Origin of the sequence: Devosia sp. SL43 (assembly GCF_021729885.1) — a bacterium.
Taxonomy (GTDB): Bacteria; Pseudomonadota; Alphaproteobacteria; order Rhizobiales; family Devosiaceae; genus Devosia.
Window position 1 is genome coordinate 2,656,423 of sequence record NZ_CP063401.1, and the last position, 17,728, is coordinate 2,674,150.

The window sequence follows — 17,728 nt, forward strand, 5'->3', positions numbered from 1 at the left end:
GGCTTAGCTGCGTCGGCTGGGTCCAAAGGATCGGGCCAGCGCTTCAGCGGCGTCTGATTGGGCAAACAGCGCCTTGGTGACCACCAGGCCCAGGCCGAAGAAGCCCTGCGTCACGCCTTCATAGCTCCAGCAATTGACGGGGACGCCGGCCTGTTCCAGCGCCTCGGCAAGGGCTTCGCCTTCCGATCGCAGCGGGTCGATATCGGCAAGGATAATGGTGGCCGGCGCCACCCCGGCAAGGTCGTCGCGATGCACCAGATCGAGACGCGGATCGGCCAGCGCTGCTTCGTCTTCGAGCAGATGCCGGAAGCGCCAGCGCATGGCCGGCATGCCCACCGGCTGCACGCGCAGGGTTTCGCCGTAGGAGGCGGTGGTCATGTCGGTGCCGGCCATGGGGTGGACCAGCAGCTGATGCACCGGTTGGGTGGTGTGCTCGTCACGGGCACGGAGCGCGATATAAGCGGCCAGGTTCGCCCCGGCATCCTCACCGGCCACGGCCAGCCGTCGCGGATCGCCGCCGAGATCACGCACCTGCCGGGTTAGCCACGTCCAGGCGGCCCAGGCATCCTCATGTGCGGCGGGGAATTTGTGCTCGGGCGCGAGGCGATAATCGACCGAGATGACGATAGCGCCGGTGCGCCGGGCCAGGGCGCGGGCCGAGGCGTCATGGGTATCGAGGCTGCCGGTGACGAAGCCGCCGCCGTGGAAATAGAGGATGACAGGATTGAGTCGGCTGAGCAGGCCAACCGGCCGGTAGATGCGGCTGGCAAGCGTCCCCTCGCCATTCTCGATATCGAGGTCCTCGGCGGCAACACCGTCATCGACAACCTCGCGGCCCTGACGGGCGAGGATCGCCGCCACCACATCGGCCGCCTTGGGCTGGCGTCGGGCCGCGATGGGCATCGAAATCTCCAGCGGTCGTGCGCCCAGTTCGCCCAGCGCATCGAGCACGTGCTTCATGTCGGCATCGATCCGGGCCATCGGATCACCGCTGATAAGCTCGGCAATACGGCCGATGGAATCGGTCTGGTCAGGTTGCTGGGTGGTGGAATCGGTCATGGCGGGCCCCCGCTGGATGAATGATCCACCCTTGGAGCCCCAAATCGGGCCGCCAGTTGGGCTCAATCAAGCCCATTTCGGGGCAAAGAAAAGGCCCTGGATCGCTCCAGAGCCGTCATGGATTCACGTGAAACTTCGAGCCGTCCGTTAGGAAAAATCGCTCCAGTGGAGCGATTTTAGGCGAGAAGGCCATGGGAGCTGTGCTCGAATGGCCAAGCAACACGCGCTGGACTCAAGGTAAAACGGCCTAAGCCGCCGCGGTCTCGCTCATCGAGACGCCATGGTCCATCATCTTCTTTCGGGCGGCATTGACCACGTCGACGCTGAAGCGCTCCTCGTGCCGCAGCACGATGGCCTCGGCGGTGAGATCGCTGCGGCCATGCGCCACCAGCTTCTCGAAACCGTCAGACAGGCCCTCTTCCATCATCTGGTCGGAGAGCACCCGCAGCGCGCCGACGCGGCGATGCTTGGAGCGGATTTTGACAAGGCGCGTCACGCGGCCATTGTCCGCCGTGCGGAATTCTTCGGCGGCGGCAAGGCCGGTCCAGAAGGCGAGCTCGATATCGTCCTTGAGCTCGGCATTGTGGGTGGCGCCCGCCAGTTCGGCGATACGCATCTGGCAACCGAAAGCGAGGTCGTTGTAGCCAAGGCGGACGGCATTGGCCATCAGCTTGCGCAGCTTTTCGGGGTCGGTGAAGGTCTGGGGGTCTGGAATGTTCATGGCGCACCCTACGGCATATGGCGCGCAATAGCGAATGCTAAGCGAATCAGTTGTCTTGCCTCAAACACCGGCCGTCACCCTCGGGCTTGACCCGAGGGCTCTTCACTTGCCGCGCGATTGGTAAGTGCAGTTTCCTCGGGTCAAGCCCGAGGATGACGGCCGGTGGGTGGGAGACCATGGCGGCCATCGCCACAAACAAAAAGGGCCCGGTGTTTCCACCGGACCCCTCAATCTCAAACCAGAAGTGGCTTAAGCCGACTTCTTGTCTTCGTCGTCCTTGACCTCTTCGAAGTCGGCGTCGACGACGTCGTCTTCGTCCTCATCGTCGGTGCCATTGGCCTTGGCTTCGGCTTCGGCCTGCGATGCCTTGTACATGGCCTCGCCCAGCTTCATCGCGGCCTGGGCCAGCGCATCGGTCCTTTCCTTGATCACGTCGCCATCTTCGCCATCGAGCACGGCGCGCAGGTCAGTGATCGCGGCTTCGATCGCGGTCTTGTCCTCGGCCGAAACCTTGTCGCCATATTCCTTGAGCGACTTTTCGGTCGAGTGGATCAGGCTCTCGCCCTGGTTCTTGGCTTCGACGGCTTCGCGCTTCTTCTTGTCCGATTCAGCGTTCTGCTCGGCTTCCTTGACCATCTTCTCGATGTCGGCATCCGAAAGGCCACCCGAGGCTTGGATGCGAATCTGCTGCTCCTTGCCGGTGCCTTTATCCTTGGCCGAAACCTGCACGATGCCGTTGGCATCGATGTCGAAGGTCACTTCGATCTGCGGCACGCCGCGCGGTGCGGGCGGAATGCCAGTCAGGTCGAAATTGCCGAGCAGCTTGTTGTTGGCGGCCATTTCGCGTTCGCCCTGGAACACGCGGATGGTCACGGCGCTCTGGCTGTCTTCGGCGGTCGAGAAGGTCTGGCTCTTCTTGGTCGGGATGGTCGTGTTGCGATCGATCAGGCGGGTGAAGACGCCACCCAGGGTTTCGATGCCCAGGCTCAGCGGGGTCACGTCGAGCAGCAGCACGTCCTTGACGTCGCCCTGCAGCACGCCGGCCTGGATGGCAGCGCCAAGCGCCACCACTTCGTCCGGATTGACGCCCTTGTGCGGCTCCTTGCCGAACAGTTGCTTGACCACTTCCTGCACCTTGGGCATGCGGCTCATGCCGCCGACCAGCACGACTTCATCGATCTGCGCGGCGGTGAGGCCGGCATCCTTGAGCGCCTGCTTGCAGGGATCGACCGTCTTCTGAATCAGGTCGTCGACCAGCGACTCGAACTTGGAGCGCGAGAGCTTGAGGGTCAGGTGCTTGGGGCCTGACGCGTCGGCGGTGATGAAGGGCAGGTTGATTTCGGTCTGCGTCGAGCTCGACAGTTCGATCTTGGCCTTTTCGGCAGCTTCCTTGAGGCGCTGCAGAGCCAGCTTGTCGTTGCGCAGGTCGATGCCCTGCTCTTTCTTGAACTCGTCGGCAAAGTAGTCGACGAGGCGCATGTCGAAGTCTTCGCCACCGAGGAACGTGTCGCCATTGGTCGACTTCACTTCGAAGACGCCATCGCCGATTTCGAGCACGGAAACGTCGAAGGTGCCGCCGCCAAGGTCATAGACCGCGATCGTGCCGGCGGCCTTCTTGTCGAGGCCATAGGCGAGCGCCGCAGCAGTCGGCTCGTTGATGATGCGCAGCACTTCAAGGCCGGCAATCTTGCCTGCATCCTTGGTGGCCTGGCGCTGGCTGTCGTTGAAGTAGGCCGGAACGGTGATAACGGCCTGGGTGACGGTCTCACCGAGATAGGACTCAGCGGTTTCCTTCATCTTCTGCAGGATCATCGCAGAAACCTGCGAAGGCGAATACTTTTCGCCCGAGGCTTCGACCCAGGCGTCGCCATTGTCGGCCTTGATGATCTTGAAGGGGACGAGGTTCTTGTCCTTGGACACGACCTGGTCGTCGAAACGACGGCCGATCAGGCGCTTGACTGCGAACAGCGTACCCTCAGGGTTGGTGACCGCCTGGCGCTTGGCCGGCTGGCCGACAAGACGCTCGCCGTCCTTGGAGAAGGCGACCATCGAGGGGGTGGTGCGCGCCCCTTCCGCGTTTTCGATAACCTTGGGGTTGGAGCCGTCCATAACCGCAACGCAGCTATTGGTGGTGCCCAGGTCGATACCGATGACTTTAGCCATTATACATGCCTCTCTTTCAGCAAACCCATGATGAGACCCCTCTCGCGAGGCAGTCCCGTGGCCGCAAGGGCCGGGTTCCTTGCAACTGGAATGCGCCCATTGCTGGGCTTGCTGGCTATATAGGGGGGTCGCCTTGTGGCTTCAAGCGCTCAAAGGGCAGATTTGCCGCGGGTTTGCGACATTGCCATCAATAGGCGTGCGGCGCCATTCGTCGGCTGACGGTATTGGCGTGCCATCAGGAGCCGATTGTGCTTTCTGAGTTGGCAGGCGCTCGAAAAGCGGCGCGATTCTGGGGCGGGTCTAGCGATGAAAACCATAAGGCGCGTGGTGCTCTGGTGCCTTGTGGTGATCGTTGTGCCGATCGTGCTCGCGATCTTTGGCACGCTGATCCCCAACCCCTGGGTTTTCTCCGATGAAGATAGAACGCCGACCAGGCACATTCTCGTCGTTTCCAACACACTGCACACCGATATCGCCATCCCGATCGACCCGGAATCGCTAACCGTGTTCGACTTTCTCGTTGATACGACGGTACCGATCACCCACCCCAATGCCCGGTGGCTGCTGATCGGCTGGGGTGGGCGCTCGTTCTACCTTGAGACGCCCAGCCTTTCCGATATCAAGCCGGGGCCAACATTCCGTGCCCTGACCATCGATAGTTCAGTCATGCATGTCGATGTGCTGGGCGAAATCGTCCCAGGCAGCCCTGACGTAACGGACATCGCCATCACCGAGGCCGCCTATGCCAACTTGCTATCGGAGATTTCTGCCAGCTTTGCCCGCCCGAACGGCTCAGTTCAGCCCATTGACGGTTTCGCTTTTGGTACCACCGACAAGTTCTTCGAGGGCGTTGGCAGCTTCAACGCGCTGCTGGGCTGCAACGTCTGGACGTCACGCATGCTCAGAAGCGCGGGGATGAGAACTGGCATTTGGAATCCTCTGCCCGGACTGCTGACATTTTCGCTTGGCGTCTACAATGGCGAGGCCGTCTCGCCCGGCTGAGGGACGACGACGGCCTAATGGGCTCAGTCGTAGATCGTATAGCTGCCCAGCTCGCAGATATCGATGCGGCTGACCACGGTCTCGCTGCCGTCTTCCATCACGAACTTGAAGTCGTAATTGCATTCGGTGGAATCGTCGGCAATCGTCACCGTGCCCTCGTAACCGGCGCGTAGCGTGTGGCCGCCCCGCAGCAGGTCGGGACCCCAGTAGTCTTCGATGGACGGCGCCGCATAGAAATAGTGCAGGTCCCGGCGGCTCTCGTTGATCAGGGTGAAGTAGACGTCTTCCGCGGCAACCGGCAGCACGGTGCCCGCAAGCACCAACGCCGCCATGCCGCTCTTGATGAGCAAATGCATGATGCGTCCCCAATTGTCTCGGCCAGGCTGGCCGGAAACCGATGAGTGGCATGCCGCAGATACCGCTCCAACCCCTGTTCAAGGGGGCGAAGGCCGGCGGTCCGCCGGCCCTCCCGAGGCGAATCAGTCGGTCAGCGTGTAGCTGCTGAGTGAGCAGATATCGACTTCCGGCACTTCGAGCAGATCGCCTTCGCCGCTCTCGAAGCGGAAATCGTAGAGACACTGGTCGGAGCCGTCGCCGATGGTCACGGTGCCCTGGTAACCGGGCTCCAGCGTGCCATCTGCACCCAGCAGATCTTCGCCCCAGCTGTCTTCATTGCTGGGCGTCGTATAGAAATAATGCAGCGATACCGAGCTGTTGTTGATCAGCGTGAACTCGACAGTCTGTGCGGCTGCTGGCAGCACGCCGGCCAGCAGCGCAAGGGCAGCAAAGCCGCCCTTGATATAGGTATTCATGGGAAGTCCCTCTTAAGCGCTCATGCGCCAAGCCATATTAGAGGCCACAGGGGAATTTATCCAAGGGGGTGCGCAGCGGGCGGGTGCTTTTATTTCACGCGCCAAGGCCCTAGAAGCGCGTCATGTTCGCTCCCGGCACCGTATTGTTGCATGACACGCTGAACCCTGGTGGGGACAACCTGCTCTTCGCTACGCCGCGCGCGATTCTGGTAGCCCATGACGCAGCCGCGGCCAGGTCGGCGCTGGCGCAACTCGAGGGGGCGCAAAGCCGTGGACTCTGGGCCGCAGGCTTTCTGGCCTATGAGCTCGGTTTTGTGTTCGAGGAGCGGCTGATCGATAGGCTGCCGCCGCCCGGCGAAACGCCCTTGCTGTGGCTCGGACTCTATGAGGCGCCGCAGCGCCTGACGACTGACGAGACGGAGCGATATCTCGCGGATAGCAGCGGGACCGGCACTGGTCGGGCCCTCGACATCGTGCCCAGTGTCGATCCTGAGCAGTATCGGCATGCCTTCGATCGGGTCGAACGTCTCATCGCCGCTGGCGACACCTACCAGGTCAACCTCACCTTCAGGGCGCGGTTCAGGCTGGAGGGCGATCCGGTCGCGCTGTATCGCGACCTCGTCCGCCAGCAGCCCGTGGCCTATGGCGCGCTGATCAATACTGGCACGCGGTGGATATTGTCGCGCTCGCCCGAGCTGTTCGTCGCCAGCCGCGACAATCTGCTGTCGGCGCGGCCGATGAAGGGCACGCTCAAGCGTGGGCGCACCCTGACCGAGGACCAGGCCGGTCGCGCGGCGCTGGCGGGTGATGAAAAGAACCGTGCCGAAAACCTGATGATCGTCGACCTGCTCCGCAACGACCTGGGTCGTATCGCCGAGATCGGCTCGGTCAAGGTGACGGACCTCTATACGGTTGAGACCTACCGGACGCTCCACACCATGACCTCGGGCATCACTGCCCGGCGGCGGCCCGACGTCACGACCACAGATCTGCTGGCCAACCTCTTCCCCTGCGGCTCGATCACCGGCGCGCCAAAACTGCGCGCCATGGAGATCATCCACGAGGTGGAGGGTGGCCCGCGCGGCGTCTATACCGGCTCGATCGGCTATTTCGCGCCCGGTGGCGATCTGATGCTCAACGTCGCCATCCGCACTGCGGTGATCGGCAATGATGGTCATGGCGAAATCGGCATTGGCGGCGGCATCGTCGCTGACAGCACCGCCGAGGACGAATATCGCGAGGCGCTGCTCAAGATGGCCTTCTTTGCTAACCCCGCCCGGAAAGTGACGCTGATCGAAACCATGCTGTGGGAACCGGCTTCCGGCTTTGCGCTGCTGGACCGGCATCTGAATCGCATGGCGGCCTCGGCGACCTATTTTGGGCTGACCTTCGACCGGGCGGCCGTAAGCGCCCTGCTCCATGCCCAAGCATTCCAGTCCGACCGCATGCGGGTTCGCCTGACGCTGGATGACAGCGGCCCGGCGGTCACATCAGTGCCGCTGCCGCCTAATCCGGCTGTGTTCCGCTTCGCCATCGCGCCGGAACGGCTTGATTCGCAAAGCCTTTGGCTCGTCCATAAGACGACCAATCGCGCCTTCTACGACGAGCCGCGCATCCGGGCTCATGACGCGCATGGCGTCGACGAGGTGGTGTTCCGCAACGAACGCGGCGAACTCACCGAGGGGTCGATCACCAATCTCTTCGTCGAGCGCAGCGGGGTGCTGCTGACGCCGCCGCTGTCGTCGGGCCTGCTGCCGGGCACAATGCGGGCCGAGCTGATCGCCACCGGCAAGGCTGTCGAGCAGGTTTTGACACTGGACGATCTCGAAGACGCCGAGGCAATCTGGCTGGGCAATTCGGTGCGAGGTTTGATCCGCGGCGAATGGGTCAAGTTTGAAGGAGACGGACGATGACGATCGAGATCACCACCAGGGATGTGCTGGTCGTCGTCGACATGCAGTATGATTTCCTGCCCGGCGGCAGCCTTGCCGTGACAGGCGGCGACGAGATTGTGCCGCTGATCAATACCCTGGCCAAGCGCTTCACCAACGTGATCTTCACCCAGGACTGGCACACGGCCGATCACATCTCCTTCGCCAGCCAGCACCCCGGCAAGGCGCCGTTCGAGACCGTCGAACTGCCCTATGGCACCCAGGTACTGTGGCCGGACCATTGCGTGTGGAATAGCCATGGCGCCGCCCTGTCCGCCGATCTCGACATCCCCCATGGCCAGCTGATCATCCGCAAGGGCTATAACCGCCTGATCGATAGCTATTCCGGCTTCCAGGAAGCCGATCGCGAAACCCTGACGGGGCTGGCGGGATATCTGGGCGAACGCGATGTTGGCCGGCTCTATGTGGTGGGTCTCGCGACCGATTTCTGCGTCGGTTGGACGGCCATCGATGGGGCGGCGGCTGGGTTCGATGTGACTGTCATCGAGGATGCGACGCGGGCGATCGACAATGCGGGGTCGTTGGAGCGGGCCTGGTCGGATATGGCGGAAGCGGGCGTTGAGCGGGTGATGAGCAAGGATATTTTGGGGTAGTTGCCGGCCTTGGCTTACCCACAGGGCGTCACCCTCGGGCCTGACCCGAGGGCTCTTCACTTGCCGCGCGTCCGATAAGTGCAGTGCCCTCGGGTCAAGCCCGAGGGTGACGATTCGCGAGCTTGGGGACTGCGAAGCTCCAAATGATCCTCTTGTGCGGATTCACGTGAAACGTCAGACCAGCGCACAAACACACACCTGCCGCATGCTGGTGGCGTCGAACGCACTGCGGTCAAATCCGCCAAAGCGCTCGACCAGCCGGAAGCCGCCGCGTTCGAGCAGCAGGGGCAGTTCCTGCGGATAGATCTGGCGCATGGTCAGCGGCGTATGCCGGAAGTCCGGATGTCCCGGCCGCGACCAGTACCAATCGGCGCGGCTGACCTGTCGGACTGGATCATAGGCAATAGTCTCTTCGATGGTGATCACGCCCAGTTCGGGATGCGAAAATTCGCCCATATGCTGCCGCTCGCCATGCGGCCGGCTGAGGAGCCACGCGCTGGGCACGAAGATGTCGAAGATCAATTGTCCATCAGGCTTGAGATGACGCTTCACCGCGGCCAGAAAGCGCAGGATGTCGGATGTCTCCGTCAGGTGCAGCAGCGAATTGGCGGCGATGGTCACCGCGTCGAAGCGCCGACCCAGATCGAAGTCCCGCATGTCGAGTGCGGCGAAGGTGATGGTTAGGCCCGCTGCATTTGCCCGCTGCCGGGCGCTTGCGAGCATGGTCTCGGACAGATCGCCGCCGGTGACAACAGCCCCGGAGCGCGCCAGCGGCAGGGTGAACCGCCCGGTGCCGCAGGCCAGATCGAGCACCTGGCGACCCGCACCACCGGCTGCCGCGACATAGAACTGCTCCATGTCGGGATCATCCGGCAGGACCAGATCATAGAGTTCGGGCTGGTCGTAGAGATCGTCTGCCATTCCATCCTCCCAAACAAAAAGGGCGCCATTGCTGGCGCCCTTCATACCGATATGCGTGCGGTATCAGACGCTCTTGTCGATGGCTTCGTCGGCTGGGGCGTGGCTTGGGCCGCCCTTGGCGACGCCGACCATGGCCGGGCGCAGCACGCGGTCGCCGATGGCAAAGCCCGCCTGGACTACCTGCACGACCGTGCCTTCCGGGCGCGAGGGATCGGGGACTTCGAACATGGCCTGGTGGCGATGCGGATCGAACTTCTGGCCTTCGGCCTCGATCGGCTTGACGCCATGTTTGGCCAGCAAGCGCTGCATTTCGCGCTCGGTCATCTCGATGCCTTCAATCAGGCTCTTGGTGGTCGCGTCGCCATTTTCGCGCGCTTCGGCCGGCAGCACCATCAGGGCGCGGCTCAGCGCATCGGTGGCCGACAGCATATCGCGGGCAAAGCCAGCAATGGCATAGCTGCGCGTGTCATTGACGTCGCGCTCGGTGCGCTTGCGCAGGTTTTCCATCTCGGCGATGGTCCGCAGCACGCGATCCTTGAGCTCGGCATTTTCGGCGCGCAAGGCCTCGACCGGATCGACCTCTTGGGTCTCCAGGATTTCGACTTCAGGCGTCTCGCCAGAGGCGGCGTTTTCGTCGCTCATCATTGTGTGTTCCGCAATTACTGAATTTGTCCCGCATATCGGCCAATCCAGCGGGATTTTCAACCCTTACCGCTTGCGCGCCATCATCGCCGTGATGACGTTGGCGGTATAATCCACCACCGGCACGATGCGGGCATAGTTGAGGCGCGTCGGGCCGATGACGCCCAATACCCCCACAACCTTGTCATTGGCATCCTTGTAGGGCGAGAGGATGACGGAGGACCCGGACAGCGAAAACAGCTTGTTCTCCGAGCCGATGAAGATGCGGACGCCCTGCGCTTTCTCGGCGTCGCCGAGCAGGTCGAGCAGGCCTTCCTTGCTTTCCAGCTCGTCAAACAGCTGGCGCATGCGCAGCAGGTCGTCGCTGGCCATGGCGTCGTTGAGCAGGTTGGCCCGGCCGCGCACGATGACGGTTGGCTGGCTGGTGGCCGAGGGCTGGCTGAGCGTGGCGATGCCGGCATCGACCAGCTTCTGCGTCAGCTCGTCGAGCTCGGCGCGTTGTTCGGCGCGTTGTTCGGCCAAAACCTTACGCGCTTCGGCAATGGTGCGGCCCACCACGTGATGGGCCAGATAATTGCCCGCCTGGGTCAGTGCCGATGCGGTGAGGCCGGGCGGGATATCCATGATGCGGTTTTCCACCTGCCCGTCCTGGCCCACCATGATGGCCATGGCGCGGGTCGAATCGAGCCGCACGAATTCGATATGGCGCAACACCATGTCGGCCTTGGTGGCGATGACCACGCCGGCGCCCTGGCTGAGGCCTGACAGCAGCTGGCTGGCTTCGGTGAGGACGTCTTCGACCTGCCCGCGATGTTGGCCCTCGATCTGCTTGGCGATCTGGCTGCGCTCGCTTTCGTTCACCGAGCCGACTTCGAGCATGGCGTCGACGAAAAATCTTAGGCCTTCCTGCGTCGGCGCCCGTCCCGCCGAGGTATGCGGCGCCGCGATCAGGCCCAAATCCTCGAGATCGGCCATCACATTGCGCACCGAGGCCGGCGACAGGCCGGTCTGCAGCATGCGGCTCAGGTCACGCGAACCGACCGGCGAGCCGGTGTCGAGATAGCGCTCGACGATCTTGCGAAAGATGTCCTGGCTGCGGGCGTTGAGCACACTCAAAAAGTCTTCGGGGGGCTTGCTCATCCGGTTCGATAAAATCGTCCGCTTTAACTGTGGTGCATCATTTAAGCGCAAAGCCGCCCTGCGCCAAGCCGCCGCCGCTTGTGAGCGCGTCCGCATAGGGTTAAGAGGCGGTTAATCGCAATTTTCTTTCGGATTCTTGATGCGCCCTTCCGGACGTGAGCCCAATCAGATGCGCGCCGTGACCATCGAGCGCAATGTCTCCCAGAAAGCGGAGGGCTCCTGCCTCGTTTCCTTCGGCAATACCAAAGTGCTCGTCACTGCCTCGGTCGAAACCAGCCTGCCCGGCTGGCTGCGCGGCAAGGGTCAGGGCTGGGTCACCGCCGAATACGGCATGCTGCCCCGCGCCACCGGCTCGCGCACCCGTCGCGAAGCCACGGCCGGCAAGCAGTCCGGTCGCACCCAGGAAATCCAGCGCCTGATCGGCCGTTCGCTGCGCGCGGTGGTCGATATGCAGCTGCTCGGTGAAAACCAGGTGACGCTCGATTGCGACGTGCTCGAAGCAGATGGCGGCACGCGGACCGCCTCGATTACCGGCGCCTATGTGGCATTGGCCGATGCCATTGCCTGGATGGACGAGCGCAAGCTGACCAAGGGCAAGGCCCTGCGTGATTCGGTCGGCGCGGTCTCCTGCGGCATCTATCGGGGTACGCCGGTGCTCGATCTCGATTATCTCGAAGATGTCGAAGCTCATACCGATGCCAATTTTGTCATGACCGGCTCGGGCAAGTTCGTCGAAATCCAGGGCACCGCCGAACAGGTGCCGTTCTCGCGCGATGAACTCAACGCGCTGATGGAGCTGGCGGAACAGGGCATTGGCGAATTGACGCTCCTCCAGCAGACGGCGCTTTCAGCATGATCGCCTGGTTGATGAAGAAAATCGCGCCCGCCCCCAAGCCGGTGCAAGCGCCGCGCAGCATGTCGCCCGAAAATTGTGCCCTGTGGCGCGACGTGGCGCGTGCCCTCGATGCCAAGCCCAAAGGCGTCATCAAATGAGTATCGCCCGGCTCCGCGAAGGTGATCGCCTGGTGCTGGCCACGCACAATGCGGGCAAGCTGAGGGAATTCCAGGAGCTGTTCGAGCCCTACGGTCTTGAGCTGGTGTCTGCCGGCGAACTTGGCCTACCCGAGCCGGAAGAAACCGGCACGACCTTTGCCGAAAATGCCCGCCTCAAGGCCCATGCGGCCGCGCAAGCTTCAGGAATGCTGGCGCTGAGCGATGATTCGGGCCTGTGCGTCGATGCGCTCAACGGCGATCCCGGCGTCTATACCGCCGACTGGGCCGGTGTGCCGCGTGACTTCAACCACGCCATGAAGCGGGTCGAAGATGCGCTGCAGGCGGCCAATGCCACCTCGCCCAGCCAGCGCAAGGCCAATTTCAATGCCACGTTGTGTCTTGCTCATCCTGACGGACGCGACGTGATCTATCACGGCCGGTGTTTCGGTACTTTGGTCTGGCCGCCGCGCGGCGACCGCGGTCATGGCTATGATCCGGTGTTCATGCCCGATGGCTACGACATCACTTTTGGCCAGATGCCGCCCGAGATGAAGCACTCCTGGTCACCCGGCCAGCAGGGCCTGTCCCATCGCGCGCGCTCGTTTGCGCTGTTCGTGGAGAACCAGATTGAGCAATAAGCCGAACGACATGTTTGGCGTCTATGTGCATTGGCCCTTCTGCGCGGCCAAGTGCCCCTATTGCGACTTCAATTCCCACGTCCATCGCGGCCCGTTCGACGAGATCGACTATGTCGCCGCCTATGAGCGCGAGATCGCCACGGCCGCCGAACTGGCGCCGGGCCGGGTAGTGCAGTCGGTGTTCTTTGGCGGAGGCACGCCGTCGCTGATGAACCCGCAATCCACCGGCCGCATTCTCGATGCGATCGCGAAACACTGGACCGTCGAGAAGAACGCCGAAATTACGCTCGAGGCTAATCCGACCAGCGTCGAGGTCGATCGCTTCAAGGGCTACCGCGCCGCTGGGGTGAACCGGGTGTCACTTGGTGTGCAGTCACTGCGCGAGGGTCCGCTGGCGGAACTCGGTCGTCGTCACACGGTGGATGAGGCCATCGCCGCCGTGCGTATCGCCCAATCGGTCTTCGAGCGTTCGAGCTTCGACCTGATCTATGGCCGCCCCAAGCAGACGCTCGAAGATTGGGAAGACGAACTCAAGGAAGCGCTCTGGATGGCGCGCGGCCATATCAGCCTCTACATGCTCACCATCGAGCAGGGCACACGCTATTTCGACCTGCACCAGGCCGGCAAGCTCAAGATGCCAAATGAGGATCTGGCGGCCGACTTCTATGAGCTGACTCAGGAGCTTACGGCCGAAGCTGGCCTGCCGGCCTATGAGATTTCCAACCATGCCCGCCCGGGCCAGGAGAGCACGCATAACATGCTCTACTGGCGCTATGGCGAATATGCCGGCATTGGGCCGGGGGCGCATGGCCGGCTGATGATCAACAATCAGCGCCACGCCACCGCCGCCGAAAAACTGCCCTTCGACTGGCAGAAGCTGGTGACGTCAAAGGGCCACGGCATGGTGGTGGACGATGTGCTGACCTGGGAAGAGCAGGGCGACGAGTTCCTCGTCATGGGCCTGCGCCTCAAGGAGGGCATCTCCCCTGCCCGCTTCACCGCCATTTCCGGCCGGCAGATCAGCAAGACGCAGATCGAGGCGCTCAAGGGCTATGGCTTCGTCGAGACGCTGCCGAACGGCAATCTGCGCGTGACCGATAAGGGTTTTCCGGTGCTGGATGCCGTCGTGGCGGACCTGGCGGCTTAGTGCAGTCGGCTACAACTTCGCGCCCCCGACCACCACCGCCCCGCCGGGCGCTATCTGCTTGAGCACCAATGAATATTCGGCGCGCCCATTGCTGAGGAACCGGAACACGCCGTCGCGACCGTTGAAGCCCGAGGGCGAGGTCATCAGGCCCGGATTATAGGGCGGGTTGGCCAGGGACAGGGTGTTAACGTTGGCCAGGATCGTTGCGGTATAGGCGATGGTGGCCAATGGATGCGGCTGGCTTTGAAACTGCGCCTGATAGTCGAGGCTGATGGTGGCGAGGCCGTTGCTGTCGACTGCGGGATAAATCGCGCCGACCAGCTGCGGCGCGGCGGCGATGGCTGGGTCGCCTTCCCAGTCGGCTGAGCCGACAATCTGCAGCGCACCCGGATTTATCCCGGCCTGGCCGAGTAGCGTGCCGAAGCTGGGCGCGGTGGCGCGGTCGGGCAGGAACAATGTGTCGATCGTGCCCTGCTGGATCAGCGGTTGCGCCTGGGAGACGATCTGCTGCGCCTCCTCTATCGAGGCGAAGGTGTAGATGGCTGACGGCGCAAAGCCGGCGGCGGCGGCCTGCTGGCGGAATGCGGTTTCCTGCGCCTGGCCGAATTCGGTGGCCGGAAATACTCCAGCAATGCCGCGCTTGCCCTGCGTCTTGAGGTAATTCAGCGAGCGCTTCATCTCCATGTCGGGCAAGACGCTGAGGAGATAGACGCCGGGACCGGCGGCAGTCGGGTTGTTCGAGAAGCCGATCAGTGGCACGCCGGACGAACGCGCCACGGCGCCGGCGCCGGTGACCTGATCGGCGCGCAGTGGCCCCAGGATCAACTTGGCGCCATCCTGCACGGCGGCGCTTGCCGCGGCGGTGGCGCCCTGAACCGTCGTGCCGGTATCGCGCAGGGTGATGGTGATGTTTTCACCGATATTGGGATTAGCCTCGATGAAGCTGATGGCCAGGCGGCTGGCATTGGCGAGCGAATTGCCGACGGTGGCCAGATTGTTATCCCCACTCAATGGCAGCAGCAAAGCCACCTTGACCGGGCCACGCCCGAAGCTCTGGCTGGGGCCAGATGGCAGGATGGGTTGGGCGGGGATAGATTGGGCCGGGGCATCGCCGCCGAAGTCGAGGGTGCGGGAGCCGAGCTGGAAACTACCGGGGCTGCAGGCGGAAAGGACGAGGATGGCCACGGCGCTCAAGGCGCGTCTCATGCCGTGACGTGACATTCGATGTGTCGCCACACTCCGCCCCGAAATGCTAGCAGTGTGTTAACACTTTGCCTTCCATTGCTTAACCAATTCTCAACCGGACGGATCGCGGCGCATGGCCGACTCGAATTCAGGCTATTTCATCGCCGGAAACACCTTCGTGGCGCCGCCTTTGGCGCCCGGCCTCTATGTCGTGGCGACGCCGATCGGCAATCTCCGCGACATCACCATCCGTGCGCTCGAGACGCTGGCGGCGGCCGAGGCGATCCTCTGCGAGGACACCCGCATGTCGGCGCGGCTGCTCGACCACTATGGCATCAAGGGGCGCCGGGTGGCCCTGCACGAGCATAACGAGCGGGCCAAGGCCGACGACATCGTCAACCGCATCGCCGGCGGTGCGGCGCTAGCGCTGATTTCCGATGCTGGTACGCCGCTGCTGTCTGACCCCGGATTTCCACTGATCCGGGCGCTGGCCGAGGCCAATCTGCCGGTGTTTGCCATTCCAGGGCCGTCGGCTTTGCTCTCGGCGCTGGTGGTGGCGGGCCTACCGACCGACGCCTTTGCCTTTCATGGTTTTTTGCCCCCGAAGGCTGGGGCAAGGGCCAATGCCCTCAAGGCCCTGAGCGATTCACGTGAAACGCTGGTGTTCTACGAAAGTCCGCGCCGGCTCGACGACACGCTGGCCGCCATGGCCGAAATCTGGGGCACCAGGCAGGCGGCAGTCGCGCTGGAGCTGACCAAGCGCTTCGAGCGCGTGCATCGCGGGACGTTGGCCGAACTGGCGGCGGAATTCGCCGAAGCTGAAACCAAGGGCGAGGCGGTGATCGTCGTTGCCGGTGCGGCCGAGGCGGCGGGGCCCGATGCAGCAGACTGGCAGGCAGCGTTGGTCGCAGCGATGGCAGATCAGCCTCTGCGGGCCGCCGTGGATGCGGTGACCGAGCAATATGGCCTCAAGCGCAAGGATGTCTACGATGCCGCCCTCGCCCTCAAAGCCGAAAAGTAAGGCACGCATCGCGGCCTATCGGGGTGGGCATCGCGGCGAGGCGCTGGCGGCGTGGTTCCTGCGGCTCAAGCTCTATCGCATTGTCGCCCGGCGCTACAAAACCCCGATGGGCGAAATCGACCTCGTCGCCGAGCGCTGGGGCACCACTGTCTTTGTCGAGGTCAAGGCGCGCAGCCGGGCCAGCGAAGAGGAGGCGATGCTGGCCGTCAACCGATCGCGCATCAGCCGCGCGGCGCAGTATTGGTTGGCGCGCCACCCCGGCAAGATGGGAACGGACTTCCGCTTCGACGTGATTCTCCTTGCGCCGCGCCGATGGCCGCGCCATGTGGTCAATGCGTTTGATGCCAGCTGAGAAATACCATGAAACTCAAAGTCGCGGTCCAGATGGACCATGTCGCAACCATCAATCCGCGCGGCGATTCCACCTTCGCCATGATGTTGGAGGCGCAGGCGCGCGGCCATGCGCTGCTGCACTATACGCCCGACACGCTGGCCCTCCGCGGCCATACGGTTTCGGCGCTGGCCCAGCCGATCGAGGTGTTCGACAAGCCCAAGGGCGAGCATTTTGCTTTGGGCGAGGCCGTGCGCGTCGATCTCAGCACGCAGGACGTGATCCATATGCGCCAGGATCCGCCCTTCGACATGAACTACATCACGCTGACACATCTGCTCGAGAAGCTGCATCCCAAGACGTTGGTGGTGAACCCGCCGGCCGCAGTGCGCAATGCGCCAGAGAAAATCCTCGTAACCGACTTCCCCGAGCTGATGCCGCCGACCCTGGTGACGCGTGACCGGACGATGATCCACGATTTCCGCAAGGAGCACGGCAACATCATCGTCAAGCCGCTCTACGGCAATGGCGGGGCCGGCGTGTTCTTTATCCAGGAGGGCGACCACAATCTGGCAAGCCTCTTGGAACTGTTCGAGAGCAACTACCGCGAACCCTTCATGATCCAGAAATACCTGCCGGACGTCCGCAAGGGCGACAAGCGCATCATCATCATCGATGGTGAGCCGGTGGCGGGGCTGAACCGCATTCCGGCCGATGGCGAAGCACGCAGCAACATGCATGTCGGCGGCCGTCCGGAACTCAGCGAACTCACCGCACGTGAACTCGAAATCTGCGCGACGATCGCGCCGGCACTCAAGGAGCGGGGCATGATCTTTGTTGGCATCGACGTCATCGGCGATTACCTGACCGAGATCAACGTCACTTCGCCGACAGGCATCCGCGAGATCAAGCGCTTCGGCGGCCCCGATATCGCTGTCATGATCTGGGACGCGATCGAAAAGCGCCGCGCCTAATGTGGTTGCTGATCGCGGCCGTACTAGGTGGCGTCGGATTTTTCGTCTTCCGGCGCTGGCGCAAGAGCCAGCCGGTTGATCAGCGCCTGACCATGCCCTACTGGCGCAATACTCTGTTTGTGCTCGGCATCTATCTGCTGTCGATCCTTGCCGGCGCCGGCATTACCCGCGTCATGGTCGGCTTCAACCGCCCCGGCTGGCCGGGCGTGTTGATGGCGTTGTTCTTCGTCTGCTGGGTGCTCTATGGCGCGGTCTGGCTGGTGCGATTCCTGCCAACGACCCGGCCGAAACCGGCATGGCTGGAGCGTGGACGCGGCTGGATCGATGGGGCGGCGTTGATTTTGCTGGCGGGGTTGGCGACCGGGGCACGGATGCTTTGAGGCGCTGAATTCCCAGTCGACTTCCCTCCCCCTTGCGGGGAGGGTCAGGGTGGG

Annotated in this window: 20 protein-coding genes; 11 read left to right on the plus strand and 9 right to left on the minus strand. The window is 63.1% G+C overall.

Annotated elements, in window-relative coordinates; genetic code table 11:
• Positions 1-3 precede the first annotated feature (3 nt).
• The 3 genes from IM737_RS13085 to dnaK all read right to left on the minus strand — a co-directional run bounded on the left by IM737_RS13085 (position 4) and on the right by dnaK (position 3,943).
• Positions 4-1,059 carry an alpha/beta hydrolase gene (locus IM737_RS13085; protein WP_236894401.1) on the minus strand — a complete coding sequence of 352 codons (1,056 nt, stop codon included), beginning with the start codon at positions 1,057-1,059 and terminating at the stop codon, positions 4-6.
• Positions 1,060-1,306: 247 nt separating this feature from the next.
• Complete coding sequence (locus IM737_RS13090) at positions 1,307-1,780, minus strand: hypothetical protein (protein ID WP_236894402.1); 474 nt, start codon at positions 1,778-1,780, stop codon at positions 1,307-1,309.
• 249 nt (positions 1,781-2,029) lie between these two features.
• Positions 2,030-3,943 (minus strand): molecular chaperone DnaK, encoded by a 1,914-nt coding sequence (gene dnaK / locus IM737_RS13095; protein ID WP_236894403.1) that lies wholly within the window; start codon positions 3,941-3,943, stop codon positions 2,030-2,032.
• A gap of 306 nt (positions 3,944-4,249) precedes the next feature.
• On the opposite strand from dnaK, the gene IM737_RS13100 reads away from it, so the two are divergent.
• Positions 4,250-4,945, plus strand: coding sequence for a TIGR02117 family protein (locus tag IM737_RS13100; protein WP_236894404.1), 696 nt, complete (start codon positions 4,250-4,252; stop codon positions 4,943-4,945).
• A gap of 23 nt (positions 4,946-4,968) precedes the next feature.
• Here the strand turns inward: IM737_RS13100 and IM737_RS13105 are convergent, their stop codons facing one another.
• Together IM737_RS13105 and IM737_RS13110 are read right to left on the minus strand one after the other, a co-directional pair.
• Positions 4,969-5,301 (minus strand): hypothetical protein, encoded by a 333-nt coding sequence (locus tag IM737_RS13105; RefSeq protein ID WP_236894405.1) that lies wholly within the window; start codon positions 5,299-5,301, stop codon positions 4,969-4,971.
• 123 nt (positions 5,302-5,424) lie between these two features.
• Positions 5,425-5,757, minus strand: coding sequence for a hypothetical protein (locus IM737_RS13110; RefSeq protein ID WP_236894406.1), 333 nt, complete (start codon positions 5,755-5,757; stop codon positions 5,425-5,427).
• A 122-nt stretch (positions 5,758-5,879) separates the two neighbouring features.
• Between IM737_RS13110 and pabB the strand changes: the two genes are divergently transcribed.
• Together pabB and IM737_RS13120 are read left to right on the plus strand one after the other, a co-directional pair.
• Positions 5,880-7,670: an aminodeoxychorismate synthase component I gene (gene pabB, locus IM737_RS13115; RefSeq protein ID WP_236894407.1), complete on the plus strand. Its 1,791-nt coding sequence runs from the start codon at positions 5,880-5,882 to the stop codon at positions 7,668-7,670.
• Positions 7,667-8,302, plus strand: a complete 636-nt coding sequence (locus IM737_RS13120) for a nicotinamidase (protein WP_236894408.1) — start codon at positions 7,667-7,669, stop codon at positions 8,300-8,302. The genes pabB and IM737_RS13120 overlap by 4 nt, the downstream gene beginning before the upstream one ends.
• Positions 8,303-8,476: 174 nt before the next feature.
• On the opposite strand, the gene IM737_RS13125 is transcribed toward IM737_RS13120, so the two are convergent.
• The 3 genes from IM737_RS13125 to hrcA all read right to left on the minus strand — a co-directional run bounded on the left by IM737_RS13125 (position 8,477) and on the right by hrcA (position 11,005).
• Positions 8,477-9,223: a class I SAM-dependent methyltransferase gene (locus IM737_RS13125; protein ID WP_236894409.1), complete on the minus strand. Its 747-nt coding sequence runs from the start codon at positions 9,221-9,223 to the stop codon at positions 8,477-8,479.
• Positions 9,224-9,286: 63 nt separating this feature from the next.
• A complete protein-coding gene (gene grpE / locus IM737_RS13130; protein WP_442874130.1) occupies positions 9,287-9,868 on the minus strand; it encodes a nucleotide exchange factor GrpE in 582 nt (193 codons plus the stop codon).
• A 63-nt stretch (positions 9,869-9,931) separates the two neighbouring features.
• Entirely contained in the window at positions 9,932-11,005 is a 1,074-nt protein-coding gene (hrcA, locus tag IM737_RS13135; RefSeq protein ID WP_236894411.1) for a heat-inducible transcriptional repressor HrcA, read from the minus strand.
• Positions 11,006-11,144: 139 nt separating this feature from the next.
• Between hrcA and rph the strand changes: the two genes are divergently transcribed.
• From rph to hemW, 4 genes are read left to right on the plus strand one after another with little or no spacing between them, the layout of a single operon-like run.
• Positions 11,145-11,861, plus strand: a complete 717-nt coding sequence (gene rph / locus IM737_RS13140; RefSeq protein ID WP_236894412.1) for a ribonuclease PH — start codon at positions 11,145-11,147, stop codon at positions 11,859-11,861.
• Positions 11,858-11,998: a hypothetical protein gene (locus IM737_RS13145; RefSeq protein ID WP_236894413.1), complete on the plus strand. Its 141-nt coding sequence runs from the start codon at positions 11,858-11,860 to the stop codon at positions 11,996-11,998. The genes rph and IM737_RS13145 overlap by 4 nt, the downstream gene beginning before the upstream one ends.
• Positions 11,995-12,636 carry a non-canonical purine NTP pyrophosphatase gene (locus tag IM737_RS13150; RefSeq protein ID WP_236894414.1) on the plus strand — a complete coding sequence of 214 codons (642 nt, stop codon included), beginning with the start codon at positions 11,995-11,997 and terminating at the stop codon, positions 12,634-12,636. Before IM737_RS13145 ends, IM737_RS13150 begins: the two co-directional genes overlap by 4 nt.
• The gene (gene hemW / locus IM737_RS13155; RefSeq protein ID WP_442874131.1) at positions 12,626-13,783 is read left to right on the plus strand and encodes a radical SAM family heme chaperone HemW; all 1,158 of its coding nucleotides are present in this window, start codon (positions 12,626-12,628) and stop codon (positions 13,781-13,783) included. Before IM737_RS13150 ends, hemW begins: the two co-directional genes overlap by 11 nt.
• Positions 13,784-13,792: 9 nt before the next feature.
• On the opposite strand, the gene IM737_RS13160 is transcribed toward hemW, so the two are convergent.
• The gene (locus IM737_RS13160) at positions 13,793-14,968 is read right to left on the minus strand and encodes a penicillin-binding protein activator (RefSeq protein WP_236899920.1); all 1,176 of its coding nucleotides are present in this window, start codon (positions 14,966-14,968) and stop codon (positions 13,793-13,795) included.
• 133 nt (positions 14,969-15,101) lie between these two features.
• Here IM737_RS13160 and rsmI point away from each other — a divergent pair, with 133 nt between their 5' ends.
• The 4 genes from rsmI to IM737_RS13180 are packed head-to-tail and all read left to right on the plus strand — an operon-like array spanning position 15,102 to position 17,674.
• The gene (rsmI, locus tag IM737_RS13165) at positions 15,102-15,989 is read left to right on the plus strand and encodes a 16S rRNA (cytidine(1402)-2'-O)-methyltransferase (RefSeq protein WP_236894415.1); all 888 of its coding nucleotides are present in this window, start codon (positions 15,102-15,104) and stop codon (positions 15,987-15,989) included.
• The gene (locus tag IM737_RS13170; protein ID WP_442874132.1) at positions 15,958-16,341 is read left to right on the plus strand and encodes a YraN family protein; all 384 of its coding nucleotides are present in this window, start codon (positions 15,958-15,960) and stop codon (positions 16,339-16,341) included. Before rsmI ends, IM737_RS13170 begins: the two co-directional genes overlap by 32 nt.
• An 8-nt stretch (positions 16,342-16,349) precedes the next feature.
• Positions 16,350-17,294, plus strand: coding sequence for a glutathione synthase (gene gshB / locus IM737_RS13175; RefSeq protein ID WP_236894417.1), 945 nt, complete (start codon positions 16,350-16,352; stop codon positions 17,292-17,294).
• A complete protein-coding gene (locus IM737_RS13180) occupies positions 17,294-17,674 on the plus strand; it encodes an alkaline shock response membrane anchor protein AmaP (RefSeq protein ID WP_236894418.1) in 381 nt (126 codons plus the stop codon). The genes gshB and IM737_RS13180 overlap by 1 nt, the downstream gene beginning before the upstream one ends.
• Positions 17,675-17,728 lie beyond the last annotated feature (54 nt).

Bases quoted from the DNA above. Each gene is read 5' to 3' on its own strand.
- IM737_RS13180 (WP_236894418.1), top strand. From the start codon at position 17,294: ATGTGGTTGCTGATCGCGGCCGTACTAGGTGGCGTCGGATTTTTCGTC.
- IM737_RS13105 (WP_236894405.1), bottom strand. From the start codon at position 5,301: ATGCATTTGCTCATCAAGAGCGGCATGGCGGCGTTGGTGCTTGCGGGC.
- IM737_RS13170 (WP_442874132.1), top strand. From the start codon at position 15,958: ATGCCGCCCTCGCCCTCAAAGCCGAAAAGTAAGGCACGCATCGCGGCC.
- IM737_RS13085 (WP_236894401.1), bottom strand. From the start codon at position 1,059: ATGACCGATTCCACCACCCAGCAACCTGACCAGACCGATTCCATCGGC.
- dnaK (WP_236894403.1), bottom strand. From the start codon at position 3,943: ATGGCTAAAGTCATCGGTATCGACCTGGGCACCACCAATAGCTGCGTT.
- gshB (WP_236894417.1), top strand. From the start codon at position 16,350: ATGAAACTCAAAGTCGCGGTCCAGATGGACCATGTCGCAACCATCAAT.
- IM737_RS13150 (WP_236894414.1), top strand. From the start codon at position 11,995: ATGAGTATCGCCCGGCTCCGCGAAGGTGATCGCCTGGTGCTGGCCACG.
- rph (WP_236894412.1), top strand. From the start codon at position 11,145: ATGCGCCCTTCCGGACGTGAGCCCAATCAGATGCGCGCCGTGACCATC.
- grpE (WP_442874130.1), bottom strand. From the start codon at position 9,868: ATGATGAGCGACGAAAACGCCGCCTCTGGCGAGACGCCTGAAGTCGAA.
- IM737_RS13090 (WP_236894402.1), bottom strand. From the start codon at position 1,780: ATGAACATTCCAGACCCCCAGACCTTCACCGACCCCGAAAAGCTGCGC.
- pabB (WP_236894407.1), top strand. From the start codon at position 5,880: ATGTTCGCTCCCGGCACCGTATTGTTGCATGACACGCTGAACCCTGGT.
- rsmI (WP_236894415.1), top strand. From the start codon at position 15,102: ATGGCCGACTCGAATTCAGGCTATTTCATCGCCGGAAACACCTTCGTG.
- IM737_RS13125 (WP_236894409.1), bottom strand. From the start codon at position 9,223: ATGGCAGACGATCTCTACGACCAGCCCGAACTCTATGATCTGGTCCTG.
- IM737_RS13110 (WP_236894406.1), bottom strand. From the start codon at position 5,757: ATGAATACCTATATCAAGGGCGGCTTTGCTGCCCTTGCGCTGCTGGCC.
- IM737_RS13120 (WP_236894408.1), top strand. From the start codon at position 7,667: ATGACGATCGAGATCACCACCAGGGATGTGCTGGTCGTCGTCGACATG.
- hrcA (WP_236894411.1), bottom strand. From the start codon at position 11,005: ATGAGCAAGCCCCCCGAAGACTTTTTGAGTGTGCTCAACGCCCGCAGC.
- IM737_RS13100 (WP_236894404.1), top strand. From the start codon at position 4,250: ATGAAAACCATAAGGCGCGTGGTGCTCTGGTGCCTTGTGGTGATCGTT.
- IM737_RS13145 (WP_236894413.1), top strand. From the start codon at position 11,858: ATGATCGCCTGGTTGATGAAGAAAATCGCGCCCGCCCCCAAGCCGGTG.